Raw genomic sequence first — 24,729 nt, forward strand, 5'->3', positions numbered from 1 at the left:
TGCGACGGTTTAACCTGAATAATTTGCAATCGGACAGAAAATAGCTTGCAAATTTTTGCAAACCTCTGCGAAACAAGCGTTCTGAATTTGAAAAATATGGAATTTGCAAAATTGCAAACTCCGCACTGCAAAGATTAGCAGCCCTGAGTCGCCCTAGCCATACTTGGCGACTGGCGTGCCAGCAACCGCCGACATATTCAGCAATCCACGCGCCGTGATCGAGGGTGTGACGATATGGGCGCGGTTGCCCATCCCCATCAGGATCGGGCCGACCTCCAGCCCGCCGCCTTTCACCTTCAAGGTGTTGCGCACGGCGCTTGCTGCATCCGCGTTGGCGAACACCAACGCGTTCGCAGGCCCATCAAATCGGGCATCGGGGAAGATATGCTGGCGCACATCCATGTCCAGCGCCGCATCGACATGCATCTCGCCCTCATATGCGAAGTCGCGTGGACGGCTGTCCAGAATCTCCAACGCGCCGCGTGCGCGTCGGCCGCTGTCGCCGTCATGATTGCCGAACTGGGAATAGGAGCACAGCGCGATTTTCGGCTCGACGCCAAAGCGACGGACATGACGGGCTGCGGCGCAAACAGACTCGGCAATTTGCTCTGAGGTCGGTGTGTTGTGAACATGCGTGTCTGCGATGAACAGCGGGCCGTCTTGCAAGATCATCAGGCTAAGCGCGCCAACCGGATGCAATTGCCCGGTGCCCAGGATTTGTTTGATATAGTTCAGGTGCCACAAATACTGTCCGAACGTGCCGGCAATCATGCTGTCGGCTTGTTCCAGATGGACCATGATCGCGGCAATCGCGGTGGTGTTGGTGCGCAGGATCGCCTTGGCAAGATCGGGCGTCGTGCCCTTGCGGGCCATGATCTGGTGATAAGCGCCCCAATACTCGCGATAGCGGTCATCGCGTTCCGGGTTGACGATCTGGAAGTCTTTCCCGGCGGTGATCGACAGACCCGCGCGTTCGCAGCGCTGGGCAATCACATCCGGTCGCCCGATCAGGATCGGGGCATCGGTGGTTTCTTCCAGCATTGCGTTGGCGGTCCGCAGCACCCGTTCGTCTTCGCCTTCGGCAAAGACGATCCGACGTTCGGCGGTTGCCGCAGCCTCGAAGACCGGGCGCATGATCAAGGCCGACCGGAACACCGAGCCGTCCAGTGTTTTCTTATAGGCCGCAATGTCGTCAACGGGTCGGGTGGCGACGCCGCTTTCCATCGCGGCTTTGGCCACCGCGCTTGCCACGACACCCATCAGGCGCGGATCAAACGGTTTCGGGATCAAGTAGTCCTCGCCAAAGCTCAGTTGCTCACCCTTGTAGGCCGCAGCCGCTTCGGCTGATGTGGTGGCACGAGCAAGGGCTGCGATCCCTTCGATGCACCCCAGTTGCATGGCGTCGTTGATCTCGGTCGCGCCTACATCCAAGGCGCCGCGGAAGATGAACGGGAAGCACAAAACATTGTTGACCTGATTAGGGAAGTCCGAGCGTCCGGTGGCGGTGATAGCGTCGGGTGCAACGGCGCGCACCTCGTCCGGCATGATTTCTGGCGTTGGATTGGCCAGGGCGAAAATGATCGGTCGCTTGGACATCTTGGCGACCATCTCCGGCTTCAGAACGCCGGGACCAGACAAGCCCAGGAACAGGTCTGCCGCTTCGATGACGTCATCCAACGTGGACGGTTTGGTGCCCTGGGCATAGGCAGCCTTCTGCGGCGTCATTTCGGTTTCGCGACCTTCATAGACCAACCCTTCAATGTCGCACAGCCACACATTTTCGCGTTTCACGCCGAGTTTCAAAAGCATGTTCAAACAGGCAATCCCGGCCGCGCCACCCCCGGTTGACACCACCTTGATCTGATCGAACGACTTGCCCGTAACCCTTAGTGCATTGGTCGCGGCAGCACCGACAACGATGGCAGTGCCGTGCTGATCGTCGTGAAATACGGGGATGTTCATACGCTCGCGGCAAATTTGTTCAACGATGAAACAATCGGGCGCTTTGATGTCCTCAAGATTGATCGCACCGAAGCTGGGTTCCATGGCGCAGACGATGTCCGCCAGCTTTTCTGGGTTGTTTTCATTCAACTCGATATCAAAGCAATCAATGTTGGCAAATTTCTTGAACAGGACGGCTTTGCCTTCCATCACAGGCTTCGATGCCAGCGCACCAATATTGCCCAGCCCCAACACCGCCGACCCGTTTGACACGACGGCGACAAGGTTGCCGCGTGCGGTGTATCGGCTTGCTGTGGAAGGATCCTTCTTGATTTCCAGACAGGCTTCGGCCACCCCCGGCGAATAGGCCAGGCTTAGATCTCGCCCGTTGGCCATGGGTTTGGTGGCGCGGATTTCCAGCTTCCCTGGTTTCGGAAACTCATGATAATCCAACGCGCGTTTGCGGGGGTAATTGTCGTCGCTCACGGTATCCTCCAGCGAGAAGTTTAGCTTTAAACTATCTTCCGGGCTGCCATACAACAGGCAGCGGAGCGCATTCAAGACTGCTTGCGCAATCATAGGATAGCGCAGGTATTGGCTGGCGCGTCAACTCGGCAAGGTTTGGCCTTGCATCCGGCGTCGCCCCGCGCCAACTTGGTTGAATACCATTGCCATCACTTTTCAGGAGGTCCGATGTCGCTGTTGGATGCTGCCAAGACCGCACGTGAAAACGCCTATGCTCCGTATTCGAACTTCAAGGTTGGCGCAGCACTGCGCTGTGCATCCGGGGCAGTGTATTCTGGCTGTAACGTCGAGAATGTCGCCTATCCCGAGGGCACCTGCGCCGAGGCCGGGGCCATCGCGGCCATGGTCATGGCGGGCGACCACAAGGTCATCGAGGCGGTCGTGATTGCCGATGCGCCGCTGCCGGTAACGCCGTGTGGTGGATGCCGCCAGAAACTGGCGGAATTTGCAGATGCTGATGCCACCATCACCATGATGACGCTAAGCGGTGAAAGCCTGACCATGACGATGGCGGAACTGTTGCCAGGCGCCTTCGGAACCGAGCATATGGAGAACACATGACGCGTGCCTTCCTGATCGTTCTGGACAGCGCAGGATGTGGCGGAGCACCGGACGCGCACGCGTTTTTCAACGACAAGACCGTGCCGGACACCGGTGCCAACACCCTGGCACATATCGCGCAGGCCTGCGCGGAAGGGCTGGCAGAAGACGGGCGATCCGGTCCGCTGAAGCTGCCCAATCTGGACAGGTTGGGGCTGGGCGCAGCAATTCGTCTTGCCTCAGGCGATGAGGCCCCGGGGTTGGACACCATACCCGACGGTCTGTGGGGGGCGGCTGAAGAGATTTCGAAGGGCAAGGATACGCCATCGGGTCATTGGGAAATCGCAGGCGTGCCTGTGCCGTGGGAATGGGGATACTTCCCGGACACCCAGCCCGCCTTTCCCGACGACCTCACCCGTAAAATCTGCGAAATCGCCGGTGTTGATGGCATTCTGGGCAACAAACATGCGTCCGGCACCGCGATCCTTGATGAATTGGGGGCCGAGCACATGCGCACGGGCTGGCCCATTGTTTATACCTCAGTTGACAGTGTCATACAGATTGCCGCGCATGAAGAAACCTTTGGCCTCGAGCGTTTGGTCAACTTATGCGAGGCAATCGCGCCCGAAGTGCACAAGATGCAGGTTGGGCGCGCCATCGCGCGCCCCTTCATCGGATCCGAGGCCGAGGGCTTCAAGCGCACCACCAACCGCCGCGATTTCGCGATGACCCCGCCCAGCCCGACCTTGTGCGACTGGGTGCATGAGGCCGGACGCAAGGTTCATGCGATTGGCAAGATCGGCGATATCTTCGCTCATCGCGGCATTGATACGTTGAAAAAGGGCGCCGATGCTGACCTGATGGAGCATTTGGTCGCATCGAGCGACAGCGCACAGGATGGCGACCTTGTGTTTGCCAATTTCGTCGAGTTTGATTCCAAGTATGGGCATCGCCGCGAAGTGTCGGGGTATGCCCGCGCCCTGGAATGGTTCGACGCCGAGATACCCCGTGTCCTCGATAAGATGCGAGAGGGTGACTTGCTGATCTTCACTGCCGATCACGGCAATGATCCGACTTGGGTTGGGACCGATCACACCCGCGAACGCGTGCCGGTGATCGGCGCCGGGCTGGGGATGCGGGAAATTGGCATTTGCGGTTTTTCCGACATTGGGGCATCAGTCGCTGCACATCTGGGGCTTGAGGCCCGTGGGGCAGGGAAGTCGTTTTTATGAGCTACAGAGCATTGCCGAAGGTTGAACTGCACACCCATATCGAAGGTGCGGCCCCGCCGGATTTTATCCGGGGTTTGGCGAAGGAAAAAGACACCGATCTGTCGGGTATCTTCGCGGCGGATGGCGGCTATGCCTATCGTGATTTCTGGCATTTTCTTGAAGTGTATGAGGCAGCAACTTCTGTTCTGAAAAGCCCGAATGACTATGCGCGGTTGACCCGAGCGGTGTTGGAAAACTGCGCCGAGGCGGGCGTGGTTTATCTTGAGACGTTTATTTCGCCAGATTTTTGCGGCGGGCGGGATGCGATAGCGTGGCGCGACTATCTTTCCGCCATTCAGGATACCGCCGCTGAGGTCGAGCGTGACGCCGGGATCACCCTGCGCGGGATTGTCACCGCCGTTCGTCATTTCGGCCCGGACGCGGCGCGCGAAACTGCGCGCTGCGCACAGGAAACCGCTGGTGATTTTATCACCGGCTTCGGTATGGGCGGGGACGAGAAATCCGGCAAACAAGGTGATTTCGCCTATGCGTTCGACATGGCGCGCGAGGCCGGATTGAAGCTGACCACCCATGCGGGCGAATGGAACGGCCCGGACGAGGTGCGGGCGGCTTTGGACGATTTGCGCGTGCAGCGGATCGGTCACGGCGTGCGCGCGATTGAAGACCCGGCGCTGGTGAACCGTCTGGTCGAGGACGGGATCACGCTTGAGGTCTGCCCCGGTTCCAACGTCTTTCTTGGCGTCTATCCCGACCTTGCCGGGCACCCGATTGCGAAGCTGCGCGACCGGGGCGTCAAGGTCACGGTGTCCACCGACGACCCGCCCTTTTTCCGCAGCGACATGGTGAAAGAATACGAAGACCTGTCGCGTCAGTTCGGCTGGAACGCGGCAGATTTCAAAGCCCTGAACCTGACCGCCATCGAGGCGGCATTTTGTGACAATGCCACGCGTGACCGCGTGCGCAATATCGTGGAGGCCCAGGATGTATGAGCATCTGACCGTCGTGAAACACCCGTTGATTCAACACAAACTGACCCTGATGCGCGACGAGACGACACCGACCAACCATTTTCGCCAGCTTCTGCGCGAGATCAGCCAACTTCTTGCCTATGAGGTGACACGCGAACTGCCGATGGAAAACCAGCGGATCAAGACGCCAATGCAGGAAATGGATGCCCCTGTTCTGGCGGGGCGCAAGCTGGCGTTGGTGTCGATCCTGCGGGCCGGGAACGGGCTTTTGGATGGGGTTCTTGAACTGATCCCCTCGGCCCGTGTCGGATTTGTCGGGCTTTACCGCGACGAAGAAACGCTGGAACCGGTTCAGTACTATTTCAAAGTGCCAGAGGCGCTGGAAGACCGTCTTGTCATCGCGGTTGACCCGATGCTGGCCACCGGCAACAGTTCGGTCGCCGCGATTGATCTGCTGAAAAAGGCCGGTGCCCGGGACATTCGGTTCATGTGCTTGCTGGCCGCTCCCGAAGGGGTGGCCCGGATGAAAGAGGCGCACCCGGACGTGCCAATCATTACCGCCGCGCTGGATGAAAAGCTGAACGACAAAGGGTATATCGTGCCAGGTCTTGGGGACGCGGGTGACCGGATGTTCGGAACAAAATAAGCAGCGCGTCCATCTGGGCGGCTATTCGCCACAGATGCCTTGCAGGCGCACCCAGTTGGCATCGGTCAGCAAGGGTGTGGCGTCCGCCAGTGGCACAGGATCGGCCTCGATCAGTTCAAGTGTCGTTTCCCCTGTGAGGTCCAGCGCATAGGCATATGGGGTGGATCGCACACCCGCCTTTGCAAATCGCGCCAGCAATGCGGCATGGTTTATCGGAGCTGTGGGCGCAGTCAGTAAATCTTCAGCATAGCTGTCGATCACGCTGTCAGGCAGATCGCCCGTCGTCAAAATCTGAGCGGTCGCCCTCAACCCGGCATGTTCCAACAGGGCTTTCATCGGGTCGGTATTCTGACGGCGCAGATCCTCGGCGAGCAGGAAACCAGCGACCACGTCGGGTTCTTCGTAGTCTTCGATCAAGGCGCGGTTCAGAAGGGTGATCCGTCCCGGCAGATGCGCCGCGGTCTGCACCCCGCCCGACAAAACGATTACACGGGTCGTTGACCCGTCCAGTACGCGACTTGTCAATCGGTCAAGCGCGGTTTGGCCATTCTTTCCATCGCATTGCTGGCCCGCCACGCGACCGATCCGGTTCAGAATACGTTGCCCAACGGCCTCCCGTGTCGGGTCCGGCAGGACAGAGACCGTGTAGTTCCGAAGCGCATTGGGCATCCAGAATACACCAAGCGCGAGCAAGAGGCAGAAGAAACCGGCTGTGATCCAATGGCGCAGGCGCCCCGGATGGGGGCGTCGTCGTTCGACAACCTTGCGCACCTTCTCGATCGCCCGGATCATTGTGTCGTCGTCAATCTCAAGCACTTCGGTGGCGTCATTGCCCGGCGAAAACAAGGCCGGGCGCTCGGCCGGGTTCAGCCGGATAATGGCTGGCAGCGACCAGTGGGTCAGTGCGGTGTCATGTGTGTCGGAAATCGTCAATGTGGCGTCACCAAGTGACACGATCACATCCCGGCGCTGAGCCTCGGTATCGGCGCGCCACAATCCGGCTGCCTCCAGCCGTTGATATTTCGTGAGGGCCGTCATGTGCCGGACGGGTCTCGCCTGCTCGTTATCATTGCAGAAAGAATAGTCTGTTGCGGTCGTTGGGGCAATGCGCGTGGTGGATCAGGATGCGTTCCGCAGACGGTCACGCAATTCGAACTTCTGGATCTTGCCGGTCGAGGTTTTGGGCAGTTCGCAAAACTCGATCATCTTTGGGGTCTTGAAGCCGGCCAGACGACTGCGCACGAAGGCGATCAACTCGTCTTCCGTCACCTTCGCGCCGTCCTTCAGTTCGACAAAAGCACAGGGCACTTCGCCCCATTTGTCATCGGGTTTGGCCACCACAGCGCACAGGCTCACGGCGGGGTGGTGCATCAAAGTGCCTTCAACTTCGACCGAACTGACGTTTTCGCCACCCGAAATGATGATATCCTTCGCGCGGTCTGTGATGCGGATGTAACCGTCCGGTGTCTGGTGTGCGATGTCTCCTGAGTGGAAATATCCACCGCAGAAGGCTTCGTGCGTTGCCTCTGGGTTCTTCAGATAGCCTTTCATCACGGAATTTCCGCGGATCATGATCTCGCCGATTGTTTCGCCGTCCATCGGAACTTGTTCCATCGTTTCGGGGTCAAGAACGGTGATCTCTTCCATTTGCGGCATGGCAATGCCGGTTCGCGCTTTCATGGATGCTTTTTGGTCTTGCGGCAGGTCGTCCCATTCCGGGCCATTCCACAGGCATTCGGTTACATGGCCGTAAGTCTCGGTCAGCCCATAGACCTGTGTAACGTTGAAACCTAACGGCTCTATCGCTGCCAAGGTGGCAGCAGCGGGCGGGGCACCGGCGGTGAAGACCTCGACCGTGTGGTCAAAGGTCCGACGGTCCTTGTCTGGCGCATTCACGATCATGTTCAGCACGATGGGTGCGCCGCCAAAATGGGTCACGCCTTCATCGGCGATCGCGTCATAGATCGCTTTGGCAGTAATATCGCGACAACATATGATCGTCCCCCCCAACGCTGGCATCATCCAGCTATGGTTCCAGTTGTTGCAGTGAAACAAGGGCACAATGGTCAGGTAACGCGGATATAGTGTCATGCCCCAACTGATCGGGGTGCCCATGGTCATCAGATAGGCCCCCCGGTGGTGACAAACCACGCCCTTGGGCCGCCCGGTTGTGCCAGAGGTGTAGTTCAACGCAAGGCTTTCCCATTCGTCCTGAGGCATGATCCACTCAAAACTGGCGCTGCCTTCGCGCAACAGGTCTTCGTATTCCAGATGGTTGCCGGTGGCCGGAAATCCGGCATCCGCGTCGGCAACCTCGATGATCATCGGCGCGGGCTTGCCTTGGGCGGTCAGTTGACCGATGGCCTGTTCCGCCAGCGGCAGAAGCTGGGTGTCGACCAGCACCGCGCGGGCCTCGCCATGACCGAAGATGTAAGCCACAGTGTCTACGTCCAGCCGTGTGTTGATTGTGTTCAGGACCGCACCGCACGCCGGGACGCCAAAGCTGGCTTCTACATGCGCCAATATGTTGGGCAGAAGCGTAGCGATCACGTCACCCGGTTTGATCCCACGGCCAGTCAGCGCCGAGGCCAGCCGCGTCACCCGGTCGTGATATTCCGCGTAACTCAGTCGCCGCGTGCCATAGACCAGCGCCTCGCGCTTGGGAAACACCCGCGCGGCACGCCGAAGATGCGACAAGGGCGTCAGTGGTACGAAGTTTGCCGCGCATTTGTTCAACCCGGTTTCGTCAGCCATCCAGCCCATCGGTGTTTCTCCCTGTCTTGCTCTGACCTTTGGGTCGTGTATGTCGTTTTTGAAGCAGACCAGAATGATACCCACGTGGTCAATGCTCATGACGCTTGAATAAAGGGTGGAAAACGACATGTCAGGCAATCGGACGCTGACCGCAGCGGGCACAATTTGTCTGGCGATGCTGCTGTTGGGGTTCTTTGACAACTTTGTTGTGTTGATCGCGCGCGACCTTGGGTTGTGGCAATTCCATCTGATGCGCGCGATCATGGCCGTTGGAATACTCGTCCTTCTGTCATGGGTTGGACGCGCCCGGCTGAATCCCATCCGTCGCTGGGCCGTAACGATCCGTGGCGGGTTCGCAGCCTTGGCCATGCTGATCTATTTCGGCTCTCTGGCTTTCCTGCCGATCGGACAGGTCGCCGCCGGGCTGTTTACCGCACCCCTCTGGGTTCTGCTGATCGGTGCCTTGTTTCTGGGGGAACCTGTCGGCCTGACGCGCATCAGCGCCGCAGTCATCGGGTTTGCGGGCGTGCTGATCGTGCTTGACCCCTTTGCAAACGGCCTTGATCCCGTAGCGCTCGTTCCCATGACTGCCGGGTTTTTCTATGCCATCGGGGGGATCGCCACCCGGCAATGGTGCGAGGGGGAAAGCGCCTTGTCGATGCTGCTGTATTTCTTTCTGGCGCTGGGTTTGTTCGGCCTGATCGGCTCGGTTGTGATGACGTTATGGGTGCACGAGGTGCCCGCAGGCGCCGAAGGGTTCATTCTGCGTGGTGTGGTTTGGCCCACGCCGATAGGCTGGGGCTTGACCGTGATGCAGGCGGTGGGATCTCTGGTCGCCGTTGGCCTGATCTTCAAGGGGTATCAAATGGGAGATGCCGCACAGGTGGCAATCTATGAATATCTCTTGCTGCCCTTTGCTGCGGGGTGGGGTTTGGTCTTGTTTGGCGATCCGGTGCCTGCCCGCGCTATTTTTGGGATGGTCTTGATCATTGCCTCCGGCGCGATCATTTCGTTGCGCTCGCGCGCGACCTGAAACCGGGGTATTATCTGGCTATGATCATTTCACACGGGCGTCGTTACATTTTCATCCATCCGCCAAAAACCGGGGGGACCTCACTTGCGCTGGCGCTTGAGGCGCGGGCGATGAAGGACGACATCATGCTGGGCGACACGCCAAAAGCGGTCAAACGGCGCAGGCGTATGAAGCATGTTCAGTCGTCGGGTCGGTTGTGGAAACACTCTAAGCTGCGCGATGTTTACGGGCTGGTCACGCAAGAGCAGGTCGAGGATTATTTCATCGTGACGTTGGTGAGAAACCCCTGGGATCGGTTGGTCAGCTATTACCACTGGCTCAAGGCACAGCATTTCGATCATCCCGCGGTCGATCTGGCCCATGCGCTGACATTTTCCGAGTTCCTGAACCATCAGCATACGATTGACAGTTTCGCAGGATCACCGTTGGGATCTTACGTAACGGATCAGAACGGGCAGGAACGCTGTGATCTGTTCGCACGGATGGAAGCGTTGCCCGCCGATCTTGCCCCGCTCGAAGCGCATTTGGGGTTTTCATTGGGTCCGATGCCACATGAGAACAGATCTGACCGGCGCGCGGATTATCGCGATTATTACTGCGATGATGATGCCGCGTTGGTTGCCGATATGTGCGCGCCGGATATTCTGAGATTCTCATATACGTTCTGAGGCAAGACGGCCTGATTCAACAAAAACGGCCCGCGCGGTTGCACGGACCGTTCCAACGCCAAGTGGTCGTGGGTCAGGCGGCGTCCTGCGCCGTGTCGAACCGGCCATAGAACGTCTCGCCCTTGTCCGCCAAATCCCGCAACAGGGCAGGGGTGGTGAACCGCGCTCCGTGGGTTGCGGTCAGGCCATCGCAAATCTCAACCGCCTTGCCCGCGCCGATCATGTCCAGCCAGCTGAACGGACCGCCGGACCATGGCGCAAAGCCCCATGCAAGGATCGCACCGACGTCACCTTCGCGGATGTCTTCCAACACGCCTTCTTCCAGCGCGCGGACGGCTTCCAGAACCTGGCTCATCATCAGGCGATGCTTCACCTCGGTCAGGTCGGGTTGCTCATCTGCGGGCGGGAACCTGTCGCCAAGACCTTCCCACAGACCTGTGCGCTTGCCTTTGTCGTCGTAATTATAGAAACCTGCATTTGATTTCCGGCCCAAGCGGCCTTGGTCAGCCATCCAGAAGATGATGTCGTCCACCGCGCTGTCCGGGTAGTCATCGCCCATCGCCGCCTTGGTGGCCTTGGCGATTTTTACTCCCAGATCAATCGAGGTTTCGTCCACCAACTGCAACGGCCCCACCGGGAAGCCCAACAGTTTCGCGGCCCCTTCGACCAGTGCGGGCGACACGCCCTCGCCAACCATGCGCATCCCTTCGTTGATGTAAGGAATGATGCAACGGTTGCAGTAAAAGAAGCGAGCGTCGTTGACCACGATGGGCGTCTTGCGAATCTGGCGCACATAGTCGAGCGCCTTGGCCACAGCACGATCCCCGGTTGCGCGGCCCTTGATGATCTCGACCAGCATCATCTTTTCGACGGGCGAGAAGAAGTGGATGCCGATGAATTGATCGGGGCGTTCCGACGCCTTGGCCAGCTCGGTGATCGGCAGGGTCGAGGTGTTGGTGGCGAAGATGCAATCATCGCCCACAACGGCCTCGACCTTCTTGGTCATTTCGGCTTTGACGCCCACATCCTCGAACACCGCTTCGATGATCAGATCAGCACCTTTCAGCGAATCAAGATCGGTGGTGGCGCTGATGGCGGAAAGAACGGCCTCTTTCTTTTCAGGCGTTGCTTTTTTGCGGGCGATGCCTTTGTCCAGATAGGTCTCGGAATAGGCTTTGCCGCGATCTGCCGCCTCCTGGGTCTGGTCAATCAGCACAACCTCCATCCCCGCCATGGCCGAAACCAGCGCGATGCCTGCGCCCATCATGCCCGCGCCCAATACACCGACTTTCTTGACCGACTGATCGGCCACGTCTTTAGGACGCACAGCGCCTTTTTCCAACGCCTGCTTGTTGATGAAGAGCGACCGGATCATGGCAGATGATGACGGGTTCATCAGAACGTTCACGAACCAGCGGCATTCGACGCGCAGGGCATCATCGAACGGCACCAGTGCGCCTTCGTAAACAGCGGACAGAAGCGCCTTGGCTGCTGGATAGACGCCATTGGTCTTGCCGTGGATCATCGCAGCGGCGCCAACAAATGTCTGGAACCCCGCCGGGTGATAGGGCGCGCCGCCGGGCATTTTATAGCCCTTGGCATCCCATGGTTTCACGATATCGGCGTCGGTGGCGTTCAACACCCACTCTTTGGCGCGGGCCAGCAACTCATCCGCCGGCACAACGTCGTCAATCAGGCCGGACGCCTTTGCCTTGTCGGGCGTCACGGTCTTGCCTTCCAGCAGGAAGGGGGCAGCCGCCATCGCGCCCATCTTGCGCACAAGGCGGGTGGTGCCACCTGCGCCGGGGAAGATGCCGACCATGATTTCCGGCAGGCCGATCTTGGCCTTGGGGTTGTCGGCGGCAATGATGCGATGACAGGCCAGCGGGATCTCAAGCCCAATGCCAAGCGCGATGCCGGGCAGGGCCGCGACAATCGGTTTGCCGCCTTTGTTGGTCTTCGGGTCCATGCCCGCGCGTTCGATCTTGCGCAGCACGCCGTGCATTGCCATCACGCCGTCAAACAGACCCTTGGCCGGGTCGTCGCCCGCGTCCGACTTCATCTGTGCGATGACGTTCAGGTCCATGCCCCCGGCAAAGTCTTTCTTGCCAGAGGTGATGATCGCGCCTTTCACGGTGTCGTCTGCCAAAACAATGTCGATATGAGCGTCCAACTCGCGCAACGCGTCATAAGACAGAACGTTCATGGATTTGTTGGGGACATCCCAGGTGATGGTGGCGACGCCATCGGCGTCCACGGAATAGTGAAAATCAGCCATTATAACGTCTCCTTCTTACACGCGTTCGAGAATGGTTGCGGCACCCATGCCTGACCCGATGCAAAGTGTGGCCAGACCGGTTTCCTTGTCGGTGCGTTCCATTTCGTCCAACAGGGCACTCAGGATCATCGCGCCTGTGCCGCCCAGCGGATGACCCATTGCGATGGCACCGCCGTTCACGTTCACTTTGTTCGTGTCGGCGTCAAATGCTTGGATAAAGCGCAGCACGACCGAGGCGAAGGCTTCGTTGACTTCAAACAGGTCGATGTCGCTGAAACTCATGCCCGCAGCTTGCAGCACGCGTTCCGTGGCCGGAACCGGCCCGGTCAGCATGATCGTCGGGTCGGTGCCCACTTTTGACGTCGCTTTGACACGCGCCCGTGGCTTCAACCCGTGACGTTCGCCGAACTCCTTGTTGCCGATCAGAATGGCGGCAGAACCATCGGCGATGCCGGACGAGTTGCCCGCGTGGTGCACATGGTTGATCTTTTCCAGATGCGGATACTTCAGCAGGGCCACCGCGTCAAAGCCCGGCATTGCCTCACCCATCGCTTTGAATGACGGGTTCAAGCCACCCAGCGTTTGCATCGTGGTCTCGCGGATCATCTCGTCCTGCGCCATGATCTCAAGTCCGTTCTGGTCAACGACCGGAATGATCGACTTGAACCGGCCATCCGCCCGGGCAGCAGCGGCGCGTTTCTGGCTTTCGACGGCATAGGCGTCACAATCGTCGCGGCTAAACCCAAATTCGGTCGCAATGATGTCAGCCGAGATACCTTGCGGCACGAAATAGGCCTTCATGGCCAGAAAAGGATCGGCGGCAATCGCGCCGCCATCCATGCCCATCGGCACACGGCTCATGCTTTCCACGCCACCGGCGATATAGGCGTCACCTGCACCGCCTTTGACCTGGTTGGCGGCCATGTTCACAGCCTCAAGGCCCGAGGCACAGAAGCGGTTGATGGACACGCCCGGAATACGTTCGTCCAGATCGGAATAGAGCACCGAGGAACGGGCCAAACACGCGCCTTGCTCGCCCACTTGGGTCACGTTGCCCCAGATCACATCCTCAACGGCATGGCCATCAAGATTGTTGCGCTCTTTCAAAGCGTTCAGCGCCAGCGCGGACAGGCGCACGGCGGTCACCTCGTGCAGGGTGCCGTCTTTCTTACCTTTACCACGCGGGGTGCGCACGGCGTCATAGATATAGGCGTCGGTCATCTTTCGTCCTTTCGAGATCACGCACGGTCCGCAGGGGAACCGGGCATCAGGTCATAGGGGTGTTTCCAGCCGGGCGTGTCGGAAATACGGGTCAGCCAGGCGTCGATTGCGGGCCATTCGGTGCGGTCAAAGCCGAACGGTTCAGGATAGAACAGATAGCCACAGCACGAGATATCGGCGAGCGTGATGGTGTCGCCGACCAACCAGTCGCGCTTGCTCAACTCGCCTTCCAGCACTTTGTAAGCGGCGTTCAAACGGCCTTGGTTGAAGGCGATAACCTCTACGGGCCGCTTGTCCTCTGGAATGAAATTCATCAGGAAACGGGTCGGACCCGCCACTGACGACATCTTGTGATTGTCCCAAAACTGCCAGCGCAGGATTTCGCGGCGTTCTTTTGCGCTACGCCCGCCCAGCTTGCCGGATTTTGAGGACACGTAGTCCTGAATGACACCCGATTGCGACAGGGTCACATCCCCGTCGATCATCACCGGCACCTCGCCCATCGGGTTCAACTCGCGAAACTCCGGGCTTCTGCTTTCGCCGTGGAAGAAATCGACCAAAACAGGTTCCCAATCCAGGCCGGACAGTTCTAGCGTCAGTGCCGCCTTATAGGCGTTGCCGCTTTCCCCAAAGCAATACAGCTTGATCGTCATCCGAGCCTCCTTGTCGATGTTCCGTAGCCGGGGGCGCTGCCCCCGGACCCCCGGGATATTTATGACAAGAAAATACGAGCGGGCTTTTCTTGTCATAAGTATCCCCGCCGGAGGCTCCTGTCGGGGCCGCGGGCGGCGTGGTCAGCGTTTGCGCGCATCCAATTCCGAATTGAACAAGCGCAAACGCGCGGTCAGGTTCTCGTGGTCCGTTACACTGTCGAAATGCTCGAAGAGGAAGGACAGGGCTTCACCTTCGTCAAGCCCTGCCTCTTTCGCGAAACGTCGCAGTCGACGATAGCCATCCTCTGTCATGGCACAGGGGAAGCGGCGGGTCAGTTTGAAGCGTTTCGGCATAATCTCTCCTTACTGTGTTGGCGTGGCTCAGAACGCGTCCGCGTCCAAGGCCATTACCATGTCCGCGCCGCTTTCGATGCGCGCCAGGTGCATACCCGTTGCGGGCAGGCGGCGTGCCATATAGTAGCGCGCTGTTGCCAGCTTGGTCTCATAGAACGTGGCGTCAGTCGCTCCATTTGCAAGGGCATCCAATGCAGCACGCGCTTGCTGTGCCCAAGCATAGCCCAGGCAGACATGACCAAACAGGTGCATGAAGTCATAGCTGCCTGCCAGCGCGTGATTGGGGTTCTTCATACCGTTTTGCATGAAGAACATCGACGCCGCTTGCAGGTGCTTCGATGCGGTTTTCAGCGGCTCGATGAAGTCTTTCATCTCATCGCCGTCCTGGCCCTTGCAATAGGATTTGATCAACTCGAAGAAGGCCATGACATGTTTGCCGCCGTCAGCGGCCAGCTTGCGACCCACCAGGTCGAGCGCCTGCACGCCATTGGCACCCTCATAAATTTGCGCGATGCGGGCGTCGCGAACGAATTGGCTCATGCCATGTTCTTCGATGTATCCGTGTCCGCCATAGACCTGCTGGGCCAGAACGGTCATATCGAAGCCCTGATCGGTCAGGAACCCTTTCAGAACCGGGGTCATCAGGCTGATGAGGCCATCTGCTTCCTTGTCGCCCGAACGATGTGCCTGGTCGATCAGCAGGGCACCCCAGAACAGGAACCCACGCGCGCCTTCGATGAAACTTTTCTGATCCATAAGTGAGCGGCGGATGTCTGGGTGCACGATCAGCGGATCGGCGGGGCCGTCGGGGTTTTTCACGCCGGTCACGTCGCGCCCTTGCAGGCGGTCCCTGGCATAGATCACGGCGTTCTGATACGCCGCTTCGGCTTGCGCCAGACCTTGCATGCCGACGCCCAAACGGGCTTCGTTCATCATGGTGAACATGGCGCGCATGCCTTTGTGCATGTCCCCCAGCAGGTAACCAGTGGCTTCGTCATAATTCATGACGCAGGTCGAATTGCCGTGGATGCCCATCTTTTGCTCGATATTACCAACGCTCACACCGTTGCGCGAACTGACGGAACCGTCTTCGTTCAGGTTGAACTTCGGCACGATGAACAGCGACACACCTTTGATGCCCTCGGGACCGCCCGGGATTTTCGCCAGCACAAGGTGGATGACATTCTCGGACATGTCGTGATCGCCAGCCGAGATGAAGATCTTCTGGCCCGACACCTTGTACGAGCCGTCGTCCTGCGGTTCCGCTTTGGTGCGCATAAGACCCAGATCGGTGCCGCAATGTGGCTCGGTCAAGTTCATGGTGCCGGTCCATTCGCAGCTGACCATCTTCGGCAGATAGGTCGCTTTTTGCTCGTCCGTGCCATGTGCCAGGATGGCCGAGGCTGCACCGTGCGTCAGGCCCTGATACATGGTGAAGGCCTGGTTCGCGGCCGAAAACATCTCGCCCACTGCTGTGCCCAGCAGAACCGGCATGTTCTGGCCACCGAACTCTTCCGGCATGTCCAGACCGGTCCAGCCGCCTTCTTTCATTTGCTCAAACGCTTCTTTAAAGCCGGGGGGGGTATAGACGACACCGTTTTCCAACCGGCAGCCTTCCTGATCGCCCACCACGTTCAGGGGCGTCAGAACCCCACTGGCCACTTTTCCGGCCTCTTCCAGAACTGCCGCCGTGAAGTCGGGTTCCAGTTCGTCGTAGCCGGGAATGTTCAGTTTGTCCGCCTTGAGCACTTCATGCAGAAGGAAGGCCATGTCCTTGGTCGGCGCGGTATAGCTGGGCATAGAGGTCGTCCTTGTCTTAGGTCTTATTGGTCATCGTCAAGTGAAGCGATCTTGTCGTTCACCCATTTCAACTGGTTTGTCAGATCGTCGATGGCGTCATCCAGCTCGGCCCGTTGACGCTTCAGGTCATCCAAATGACCAAGCGCCACGTCATAGGTGCGTTTCAGTTGCGTTTTTTGTTGGTCGCCGCGGTCGTAAAGGTCCAGCAATTGCCGTATCTCTTCCAGCGAAAAGCCGAAACGCTTGCCGCGCAGGATCAGTTTGAGACGCGCACGATCACGCTTGGTAAACAACCGCTTCTGGCCTTCACGAATGGGTGCGATAAGATCCTTCGCTTCGTAAAAACGCAGCGTGCGCGCGGTGACGTTAAAGGCATCGCACATTTGCCGAATGGTCATAAGTTCGTCGGTCATACTAGCTCCAATCTTTACCCGACGCCGGTCGTGTGTTCTGACCAGCACGTCATACAATATAAGTTTACGTTGACGTAAATGTAACGTGGCGTCAGAGTTTTTCTTGTCGTTACGTAACGTCGAAAATCAGCATGCATGACGCAAGGGTATGGTTTTCAACAGAAAACAGGGTGCCGCTGGGTCAGCGCATATCGCCGGTTATTGTGGCAACACCCAATTACAACTTGAAACAAAGGAAAACGACGCGGGTCAGGTCAGCGCCTGGGCCACGTCGTCACGCAGTTTCTGAAGGTCTTTGATGCTTTCCGCCAGTTCTTCCTGCTGAGTGCGCAGATCAACGAGTTGCCGGTCGGCAAGCTCAACCCACGCGCGGTTTTGCGCATCTGTGCCTTTCTCATCATAGATCAGAAGCCACTGTCGCAGTTCCTCCAGCGAAAAGCCAAACCGCCGCCCGCGCAGAATCAGTGTCATACGCGCGATCTCGCGCGGGGTGTAATAGCGGGCGCGGCCTTCCTTTTCGGGACTCAGAAGTTCGATATACTCGTAGTATCTGAGCGTGCGCGGCGTCACGTCGAACTTCGCGCACATTTCCTTGAAGGTCAGGCGGTCTTCAGTCATCGGTGCCCCATTTTCAATCTTTATGGGACACAGCGTAATCGACCAGTGCATGGGGTGCAATTGCGTAGAACCACCTGCGGATTCTGGGCATGCCCTGTTCATCGAGCCAACTGTAACGGAACAGAATGCTCGGACCGCGATCAAGGCCGGGACTGTTGAACAAAGCGGGCTATTGCCCTGAACAAGGCGTTGCCCAGTGTTGCGGTGCGCGTTCGTCCACAGCATCAAACCCGGCACGGCCCGAGCAATAAGCCGCCACAACGGCCAGACCTTTGTGGTAGCCCGGAGCAGCACCCGAATTGAGCAGCCAGCGGAACCTGCACCCCACGCGCACTTTCCAACTCGGGACAATACGGGCGGTGGCACCAGTCACGGATGTTTTTGCAATTGGGAATTATTCCCAATTCGAGAAACAGGGCTAGACGTGTGTTTTGCAACAGCCAATAAAAGGCGGGACATGACAAAAGGGAACCTGTGATGATCAAAGGTCTTACTCCCGAAAAGAAAGCTGAAATTGCACGGAAATTTACTGAAGCCATCCCGCATTGCGGGGCCTTGGGCATGACCCTTGACGCATTGGGGGAAGGCGAGGCAGTGATGTCCATGCCATATGATCCGCGCTTCATAGGCGATCCCCGTTCGGGGGTCATTCATGGTGGCGCGGTATCGGCGCTGATGGACACTTGCTGCGGGTCGGCTGTGATGAGCCACCCGGACGCCCCCGCGGTCACCGCGACGCTTGACCTGCGCATTGATTACATGCGCCCGGCGACGCCCGGGCAGCGGATCACAGCGCGCGCCACCTGTTATCACGTCACCCGGTCAGTGGCCTTTGTGCGTGCCGTGGCGCTGGACGAAGATGAAAGCCGCCCGGTGGCCACCGCAACCGGCGCGTTTTCTGCCGATGGCGATTCCAAGCGCCGCTCGACCGAAATCTCGACCGAGATCAGTGGGGGGGACGCGCCATGAGCAGATCCGTCAAACGCCCCCGTCCCGAACCGGTCGAGGTGATCAAGAAACGTCGCGATGCAACCTTGTCGGCCCTTGTCGGCAGCGTGCCCTATCTGACCTTTCTGGGCATCACCGTCGAACGTCACGGGGACGAGTTGACCGCCATTCTGCCGTTTTCTGACAAGCTGATCGGCAATCCAATGCTGCCAGCCATCCATGGCGGGGTGACGGCGGCGTTTCTGGAAACCGCAGCGGTGATCGAACTCAGCTGGGTGTCTTTGTGGGAAGACATGGAAAGCGGCAAGCTGGACCCCGGCACGCTTGGCCCGGACAACCTGCCCTATCTGCCCAAGACAATCGATTTCTCGATCGACTATCTGCGGTCTGGCCTGCCGCGCGACGCCTATGCGCGCGCGCGGATTGTGCGGCAGGGGCGGCGCTACGCGTCGGTGCATGTCGAGGCGTGGCAGGACAATCGTAACAAGCTCTATACTCAAGCCACCGGTCATTTTCTGATGCCCAGCAAATGACCACGCGCGCAGCGCAGATCACCCATCGCCGTATCCTTGCGGTTGCGGGTCCAATCGTGCTGTCCAACGTAACGGTGCCTATTCTGGGTGTCGTGGATACCGGCGTCATCGGCCAGCTTGGCGAAGCGGCCCCGATTGGCGCGGTGGGGATCGGGGCGGTTGTCATTTCGACCTTCTATTGGGTGTTCGGTTTCCTGCGGATGGGCACCACGGGTCTGACCGCGCAAGCCTATGGGGCAGGACGAATGGGTGAAGTGTCGGCCATGCTGACCCGCGCGGTGTTGATTGCGGTGACAGCCGGGCTTGCGCTGATCGTGCTACAAGTCCCCCTGTTCTGGGCCGCGTTCAAACTTGCCCCTGCGTCGGTCGAGGTCGAGGGCATGGCGCAGGACTATCTGGCCATCCGTATTTGGGGCGCCCCGTTTGCCATTGCGATGACGGCCTTCACCGGCTGGCTGATTGCGTTGGAGCGCACGCGTTCCATCCTAGTGCTGCAAGTAGCGATGAACGGCATCAACATCGTTCTGGATGTCTGGTTTGTTCTAGGGTTGGGCTGGGGGATTCAAGGGGTCGCCATTGCCACCTTGATTGCCGAGGTCGGTGGCGCAGCCTTCGCTCTATGGCTCTGTCGGGACGTGTTCGCCAATGCCGCATGGCATGATCGGGTGCGGGTGCTGGATCCGGAAACCCTGAAACGCATGGCCGTCGTGAACAGCGACATTCTGATCCGGTCACTACTGCTCACGGCGATCTTCACCAGTTTCATGTTCTTCGGTGCCCGGTTTTCAGATGTCGAACTGGCCGCCAACCAGATCCTGCTTCAATTCCTGAACGTAGCCGCCTTTGCAATGGACGGTTTTGCCTTTGGCGCGGAAACCTTCGTGGGGCAGGCGTTGGGCGCACGAAACCGCGCCGGGCTGCGCCGTGCGGCGATCATGTCCAGCCAATGGGGGGCAGGCATCTCGGCTGTGCTGGCGTTGGGCTTTCTGTTATTCGGCGGCGCGGCCATCGACCTGATGACCACAGCCGAAGACGTGCGCGTCGCAGCACGCGTGTTCCTGATCTATATGGTGTTCGCGCCCTTGGTGGGGTGGCCGTCCTGGATGCTGGACGGGATATTCATCGGCGCGACCCGCACGGCAGACATGCGCAATATGATGGTGGTGTCTGCAACGATCTATATCATCGCCGTTCTGGCACTGATGCCGCTCATTGGCAATCACGGGCTGTGGCTGGCGCTGCTGATCTCGTTCATCGCGCGCGGTGTCACGCTTGGACTGCGCTATCCCGCATTGGAAAGGACCGTTGTCTAAAGTATCTCTATCACGCTTTCCGGCGGGCGACCAATCCGAGCCTTGCCCTCTTTGATCACGATGGGCCGTTCGATCAGGATCGGGTGCGCCACCATGGCCGCGATCAGGGTGTCATCGGGGCTGTCCTTGGTCAATCCAAGCTCTTTGAACCGTGTTTCACCCGTCCGCATGATCGCAATAGGTGCAGCATCCAGAGCGGTCAGGACCGACCGCAATGTGGCCGCGTCGGGTGCATCCTCAAGATACCGGCGCACGGTTACATCCTCGCCACGGTCTTCAAGAATGGCCAGGGTCTGGCGCGATTTCGAGCAGCGTGGGTTGTGCCAGATTTCAGTCATAGCCAATCCTTTCGTCCGGTTCCGACGGCGTCCGCGACATGGGCGAACCCGTCTCGTTCCAACAATTCATCGAGCCCCAGTGCGATCTCTTCCACAAGGCTCAACCCCTTATAGGCCAGCGCGGAATAAAGCTGCACGATCGAAGCCCCCGCGCGGATCTTCTGATACGCATCTTCCGCCGAGGCGATACCACCGACCCCGATCAGCGGCATGGTGCCATCGGTCAATTCAGACAACCGGGCCAGCACACGGGTGGATTTTTCAAACAGAGGGGGGCCGGACAGACCGCCGGCCTCGGTCCTGTATCGGCTTTTCAAACCATCGCGGGACAGGGTGGTGTTGGTGGCGATGATCGCGTCGACATCCACTTCTTGCGCGACGCCCGCGACCTTGGCCAGTTCGGCGTCGGTCAGATCCGGTGCGATCTTCAGGAAGATCGGCGTATATTTGTCCTGCCCTTCACGCGCGGCCAAAACCCCTGACAACAGCCCCCGCAACGCATCCGCCCCTTGCAGGTCACGCAGCTTTTCGGTGTTGGGTGAGCTGACATTCACGGTCGCGAAATCGACATAGGGTCCGCAGGTTTCAAACACGCGGACGTAATCAGCCGCGCGGTCTTCACTGTCTTTGTTGGCCCCAAGGTTCAGCCCAACGGGCACAGGGCGTCGACGCGAACGGCGGGTCAGACGGGCCGCAGCTGCCTCCATCCCTTCGTTATTGAAGCCGAAACGGTTGATAACGGCCTGGTCTTCGGTCAGGCGAAACAGGCGCGGTTTCGGGTTGCCTCGTTGCGGATGCGGGGTGACGGCACCCACTTCGACAAAGCCAAAGCCTGCCTGCGTCAAGGCATCAACGACGGTCGCATTCTTGTCATAGCCTGCGGCAAGCCCGACCGGATTGCTCAGGGCCATTCCACAGAACGAGGTCCTCAGGCGGTCCGAGGTCACGATACCCGGCATTGGAACAACACCAGCCTTCATCGCCATAAGGGCCAGCGAATGCGAGTGTTCCGGATCAATCCGGTGCAGCACGCCAAGCGCGATTTTCTCGACCAGGTTCATGCAAGGGCTTTCGGAAAGTCGTGACCATCGCGACCCAGAGGCAATGCGCGATGCCACAGGGCTTCGGACAACATGAGATCACGATAAAGATGGGGAAACAAGGCGCCGCCGCGGGATGGTTCCCACTTCAAGGCACCTCCCATGGCATCAGACTCAAACGCGACCAGCACCAAAGCGTCTTCGTCCGCGAAGTGTTTCGCGGCGGTTTCTGCCACCTGTTCGGCGGTCGAAAAGTGAATGTAGCCATCCTTCAGGTCGACCGGGGCGCCCAGCGTCTTGCCGGCTGCCTTGAACGCCTGCCATTCTGCGGTGCGAAAAATTTTGTATATCTGCATGCCCTCCATGTGACTCGCGGGCTGAACTTCGTCAAGCCATGTTGGCTTTCCGGGGCAATAGGTCGCCGCAGACCTGACATCTTCCCGTTACGTCAGTTTGCCATTCATATCGCGATCTTTGACAAGTCGGGCCGACTCGCGTCAACTTGTTTGCAAGACAAATAACAGGGGGTTCCCAATGATTATGCGTTTCATGACAACGGCTGCGGTGTTGGCCGTGACAGCGGGTACGGCGGCGGCGGATTACACGTTGACCGTTCTTCACACCAATGACTTTCACGCCCGGTTCGAACCGATCAGCAAATATGATTCCGGTTGCTCGGCCGAGGACAATACGGCAGGCGAGTGCTTTGGCGGTTCGGCCCGTCTGGTCAGTGCCATCGCCGAGGCGCGCGCGCGCGCGAACAACACGATTCTTGTGGATGGGGGCGACCAGTTTCAGGGCACGTTGTTCTATACCTATTACAAGGGCAAACTGGCCGCCGAGATGATGAACAAGATGGGCTATGACGCCATGACCGTGGGCAACCACGAATTTGACGACGGCCCGGAAGTTCTGCGCGGTTTCATGGATGCGGTGGATTTCCCGGTCCTGATGTCCAACGCTGATGTGTCAGGCGAAGGGATGCTTGCCGGCGAACTCGCCAAATCGACCATCATCGAACGCGGCGGAGAAAAGCTGGGCTTGATCGGCCTCACCCCGCAGGACACCGACGAACTGGCCTCGCCCGGTCCCAATGTCATTTTCACCGATCCGGTGCAGGCGGTGCAGGGCGAGGTCGACAAGCTGACTGCCGAGGGGGTGAACAAGATCATCGTGCTCAGCCATTCGGGCTATGGGGTCGATCAGAAGGTGGCCGCAGAAACAACTGGCGTCGACGTTATTGTTGGTGGTCACTCGAATACGTTACTGTCCAACTCCAATGAAAACGCCGAAGGCCCGTACCCGACAATGATCGGGTCCACCGCGATTGTGTCGGCCTATGCTTATGGCAAATTCCTTGGCGAGTTGAATGTCACCTTTGATGACGATGGCAACATCACCGAAGCCAGCGGTGAGCCGATCATCATGGACGTTTCAGTGGCTGAGGACGAAGCGACCGCAGCAAGAATTGCCGAGGCAGCGGTTCCACTGGACGAAATTCGCAATAAGGTTATCGCCGAAACGAGCGAGGTCATCGACGGAGAGCGCACTTCGTGCCGTGCTCGGGAATGCGCGATGGGCAACATCATCGCCGATGCGATGCTGGCGCGCGTAAAGGATCAGGGCATCCAGATCGCCATTCAGAACGGTGGCGGTATTCGCGCCTCGATTGATGCGGGTGAAGTGACGATGGGCGAAGTATTGACGGTTCTGCCCTTCCAGAACACGTTGTCGACCTTCCAGGTCTCGGGCGAGGTCATCCTTGCGGCGCTTGAAAACGGCGTCAGCCAGTATGAAGACGGCGCTGGTCGCTTCCCGCAGGTGGCGGGATTGAAATTCACCTTCGACGTGTCGAAGCCGGCAGGCGAACGGATATCGGACGTGATGGTCATGGAAGGCGACAGCTATGTGCCGCTTGATCCTGCCAAGACTTATGGTGTTGTGTCCAACAATTATGTTCGCAACGGCGGTGACGGATACAAGATGTTCCGCGACGCGCAGAACGCATATGATTTTGGCCCGGATCTTGCCGACGTGACCGCCGAGTATCTGGCTGGGATGGGATCGGCGACGCCAATGCTGGATGGGCGGATCACGCAGAAGTAAAACCCGTCAACGACGAAACGGAAAACCCCTGCCGTTGACCGGTGGGGGTTTTTCGTTTTCCTGAACCACTCAAGCGTCTGATGAGTTCGCGATCTGGCCGATACCGAGGAACAAAGGGCATATTTCTAACGGCCAGTGTTAAAACGGCACCAAACAAGCCGTTAACGGTGCCCGCGCGTCCAACGGGTTGTGACCTGTTCGACACGTGCGCCGAACCGGCGTGCGGTCTCAAGATCACTCGCGGGCAGATCATCATCCTGTCCCAGTTTTTCTGTGACCATCAGACCCAGCCAGCTTCCGTCGCGATTGGCACCGTGTCGGTCAGGCTTGACCGGTGCCCCGATCTCGGACTGGCCGACCCAGATCATGCCCATCTGGGCAGCGAATATGGACAACCTTTGCAGGGTTGCCAGTTTGTCACCCGACGGATGGATCGCAGTCGTAAAGCCCGCCGCGATCTTATCGACCCATTTGCCATGTTCCCAGCGGGTATCGACCGCCTCCAGAAACTGGCTGAACCGCGCGGCGGCTGACCCCATATAGGTCGGTGCCCCGAAAACAATGGCATCGGCAGCATCAAGTGCCTCCCAATCGGCGTCGGTTATCGCAGCCACATCAATCAGCTGCGCTGATTTGCCAACCCCCTGCGCAATAGCCTGCGCAATACGTTTGGTGTGGCCAAAGCCGGAAAAGAAGGAAATGCAAACAGTCGGGCTGGTCATGTCGCCACCTTGAGGTAATCCGACAGTTTGTCAATTTGATGGGTCAAGACGGGATACCTCCGGGATTTCTGAACAAGAAGAAGTC

25 protein-coding genes are annotated in these 24,729 nt (G+C 58.8%); 10 read left to right on the plus strand and 15 right to left on the minus strand.

The window, feature by feature from the left end:
* Window positions 1–153: 153 nt before the first annotated feature.
* Window positions 154–2,427: an NADP-dependent malic enzyme gene (locus AC13C8_RS10005; protein WP_482847214.1), complete on the minus strand. Its 2,274-nt coding sequence runs from the start codon at window positions 2,425–2,427 to the stop codon at window positions 154–156.
* A 207-nt stretch (window positions 2,428–2,634) separates the two neighbouring features.
* On the opposite strand from AC13C8_RS10005, the gene AC13C8_RS10010 reads away from it, so the two are divergent.
* From AC13C8_RS10010 to upp, 4 genes are read left to right on the plus strand one after another with little or no spacing between them, the layout of a single operon-like run.
* Window positions 2,635–3,027 (plus strand): cytidine deaminase, encoded by a 393-nt coding sequence (locus tag AC13C8_RS10010; protein ID WP_091430960.1) that lies wholly within the window; start codon window positions 2,635–2,637, stop codon window positions 3,025–3,027.
* Entirely contained in the window at window positions 3,024–4,238 is a 1,215-nt protein-coding gene (locus AC13C8_RS10015; protein ID WP_482847215.1) for a phosphopentomutase, read from the plus strand. The genes AC13C8_RS10010 and AC13C8_RS10015 overlap by 4 nt, the downstream gene beginning before the upstream one ends.
* Entirely contained in the window at window positions 4,235–5,227 is a 993-nt protein-coding gene (locus AC13C8_RS10020; protein ID WP_482847216.1) for an adenosine deaminase, read from the plus strand. The genes AC13C8_RS10015 and AC13C8_RS10020 overlap by 4 nt, the downstream gene beginning before the upstream one ends.
* A complete protein-coding gene (gene upp / locus AC13C8_RS10025; protein WP_091430954.1) occupies window positions 5,220–5,852 on the plus strand; it encodes a uracil phosphoribosyltransferase in 633 nt (210 codons plus the stop codon). The genes AC13C8_RS10020 and upp overlap by 8 nt, the downstream gene beginning before the upstream one ends.
* Window positions 5,853–5,873: 21 nt before the next feature.
* Here the strand turns inward: upp and AC13C8_RS10030 are convergent, their stop codons facing one another.
* Window positions 5,874–6,890: a hypothetical protein gene (locus AC13C8_RS10030; protein ID WP_091430953.1), complete on the minus strand. Its 1,017-nt coding sequence runs from the start codon at window positions 6,888–6,890 to the stop codon at window positions 5,874–5,876.
* 81 nt (window positions 6,891–6,971) lie between these two features.
* Complete coding sequence (locus AC13C8_RS10035; protein ID WP_482847217.1) at window positions 6,972–8,615, minus strand: AMP-binding protein; 1,644 nt, start codon at window positions 8,613–8,615, stop codon at window positions 6,972–6,974.
* A 118-nt stretch (window positions 8,616–8,733) separates the two neighbouring features.
* Between AC13C8_RS10035 and AC13C8_RS10040 the strand changes: the two genes are divergently transcribed.
* Together AC13C8_RS10040 and AC13C8_RS10045 are read left to right on the plus strand one after the other, a co-directional pair.
* Window positions 8,734–9,639, plus strand: coding sequence for a DMT family transporter (locus tag AC13C8_RS10040; RefSeq protein ID WP_091430951.1), 906 nt, complete (start codon window positions 8,734–8,736; stop codon window positions 9,637–9,639).
* 20 nt (window positions 9,640–9,659) lie between these two features.
* A complete protein-coding gene (locus AC13C8_RS10045; RefSeq protein WP_091430949.1) occupies window positions 9,660–10,307 on the plus strand; it encodes a sulfotransferase family 2 domain-containing protein in 648 nt (215 codons plus the stop codon).
* Between the two features lie 73 nt (window positions 10,308–10,380).
* Here AC13C8_RS10045 and AC13C8_RS10050 read toward each other — a convergent pair whose 3' ends face one another.
* From AC13C8_RS10050 to AC13C8_RS10085, 8 genes are all read right to left on the minus strand, one after another.
* Window positions 10,381–12,585, minus strand: a complete 2,205-nt coding sequence (locus AC13C8_RS10050; protein WP_482847218.1) for a 3-hydroxyacyl-CoA dehydrogenase NAD-binding domain-containing protein — start codon at window positions 12,583–12,585, stop codon at window positions 10,381–10,383.
* 15 nt (window positions 12,586–12,600) lie between these two features.
* Entirely contained in the window at window positions 12,601–13,806 is a 1,206-nt protein-coding gene (locus tag AC13C8_RS10055; RefSeq protein ID WP_482847219.1) for an acetyl-CoA C-acetyltransferase, read from the minus strand.
* 17 nt (window positions 13,807–13,823) lie between these two features.
* Entirely contained in the window at window positions 13,824–14,459 is a 636-nt protein-coding gene (locus tag AC13C8_RS10060) for a glutathione S-transferase family protein (RefSeq protein ID WP_482847220.1), read from the minus strand.
* A 141-nt stretch (window positions 14,460–14,600) separates the two neighbouring features.
* Window positions 14,601–14,813, minus strand: a complete 213-nt coding sequence (locus AC13C8_RS10065) for a hypothetical protein (protein WP_091430943.1) — start codon at window positions 14,811–14,813, stop codon at window positions 14,601–14,603.
* Between the two features lie 27 nt (window positions 14,814–14,840).
* Window positions 14,841–16,613 (minus strand): acyl-CoA dehydrogenase C-terminal domain-containing protein, encoded by a 1,773-nt coding sequence (locus tag AC13C8_RS10070; protein WP_091430941.1) that lies wholly within the window; start codon window positions 16,611–16,613, stop codon window positions 14,841–14,843.
* 23 nt (window positions 16,614–16,636) lie between these two features.
* A complete protein-coding gene (locus AC13C8_RS10075) occupies window positions 16,637–17,026 on the minus strand; it encodes a MerR family transcriptional regulator (protein ID WP_482847221.1) in 390 nt (129 codons plus the stop codon).
* 249 nt (window positions 17,027–17,275) lie between these two features.
* Window positions 17,276–17,644 (minus strand): MerR family transcriptional regulator, encoded by a 369-nt coding sequence (locus tag AC13C8_RS10080; RefSeq protein WP_091432491.1) that lies wholly within the window; start codon window positions 17,642–17,644, stop codon window positions 17,276–17,278.
* A 169-nt stretch (window positions 17,645–17,813) separates the two neighbouring features.
* Window positions 17,814–18,017, minus strand: a complete 204-nt coding sequence (locus AC13C8_RS10085) for a hypothetical protein (RefSeq protein WP_482847222.1) — start codon at window positions 18,015–18,017, stop codon at window positions 17,814–17,816.
* Window positions 18,018–18,121: 104 nt separating this feature from the next.
* Here AC13C8_RS10085 and AC13C8_RS10090 point away from each other — a divergent pair, with 104 nt between their 5' ends.
* Genes AC13C8_RS10090 through AC13C8_RS10100 form a run of 3 tightly spaced genes read left to right on the plus strand, consistent with a single transcriptional unit; the run spans window position 18,122 to window position 20,438 of the window.
* On the plus strand, window positions 18,122–18,613 hold the full coding sequence (locus AC13C8_RS10090; protein ID WP_091430938.1) for a PaaI family thioesterase: 492 nt from the start codon (window positions 18,122–18,124) through the stop codon (window positions 18,611–18,613).
* Complete coding sequence (locus AC13C8_RS10095) at window positions 18,610–19,125, plus strand: PaaI family thioesterase (protein WP_091430936.1); 516 nt, start codon at window positions 18,610–18,612, stop codon at window positions 19,123–19,125. The genes AC13C8_RS10090 and AC13C8_RS10095 overlap by 4 nt, the downstream gene beginning before the upstream one ends.
* Complete coding sequence (locus AC13C8_RS10100; protein WP_482847223.1) at window positions 19,122–20,438, plus strand: MATE family efflux transporter; 1,317 nt, start codon at window positions 19,122–19,124, stop codon at window positions 20,436–20,438. The genes AC13C8_RS10095 and AC13C8_RS10100 overlap by 4 nt, the downstream gene beginning before the upstream one ends.
* Here the strand turns inward: AC13C8_RS10100 and arsC are convergent.
* Genes arsC through AC13C8_RS10115 form a run of 3 tightly spaced genes read right to left on the minus strand, consistent with a single transcriptional unit; the run spans window position 20,435 to window position 22,172 of the window.
* Window positions 20,435–20,776 carry an arsenate reductase (glutaredoxin) gene (arsC, locus tag AC13C8_RS10105; protein ID WP_091430933.1) on the minus strand — a complete coding sequence of 114 codons (342 nt, stop codon included), beginning with the start codon at window positions 20,774–20,776 and terminating at the stop codon, window positions 20,435–20,437. The two genes, AC13C8_RS10100 and arsC, sit on opposite strands and share 4 nt — an antisense overlap.
* Window positions 20,773–21,837 (minus strand): quinone-dependent dihydroorotate dehydrogenase, encoded by a 1,065-nt coding sequence (locus tag AC13C8_RS10110; RefSeq protein ID WP_482847224.1) that lies wholly within the window; start codon window positions 21,835–21,837, stop codon window positions 20,773–20,775. The genes arsC and AC13C8_RS10110 overlap by 4 nt, the downstream gene beginning before the upstream one ends.
* A complete protein-coding gene (locus tag AC13C8_RS10115) occupies window positions 21,834–22,172 on the minus strand; it encodes a DUF952 domain-containing protein (RefSeq protein ID WP_482847225.1) in 339 nt (112 codons plus the stop codon). The genes AC13C8_RS10110 and AC13C8_RS10115 overlap by 4 nt, the downstream gene beginning before the upstream one ends.
* Window positions 22,173–22,350: 178 nt before the next feature.
* Between AC13C8_RS10115 and AC13C8_RS10120 the strand changes: the two genes are divergently transcribed.
* Entirely contained in the window at window positions 22,351–23,922 is a 1,572-nt protein-coding gene (locus tag AC13C8_RS10120) for a bifunctional metallophosphatase/5'-nucleotidase (RefSeq protein ID WP_482847226.1), read from the plus strand.
* 161 nt (window positions 23,923–24,083) lie between these two features.
* Here the strand turns inward: AC13C8_RS10120 and AC13C8_RS10125 are convergent, their stop codons facing one another.
* Window positions 24,084–24,644, minus strand: coding sequence for a flavodoxin family protein (locus AC13C8_RS10125; protein ID WP_482847227.1), 561 nt, complete (start codon window positions 24,642–24,644; stop codon window positions 24,084–24,086).
* Window positions 24,645–24,729 lie beyond the last annotated feature (85 nt).

Source organism: Aliiroseovarius sp. B-4, assembly GCF_056857795.1.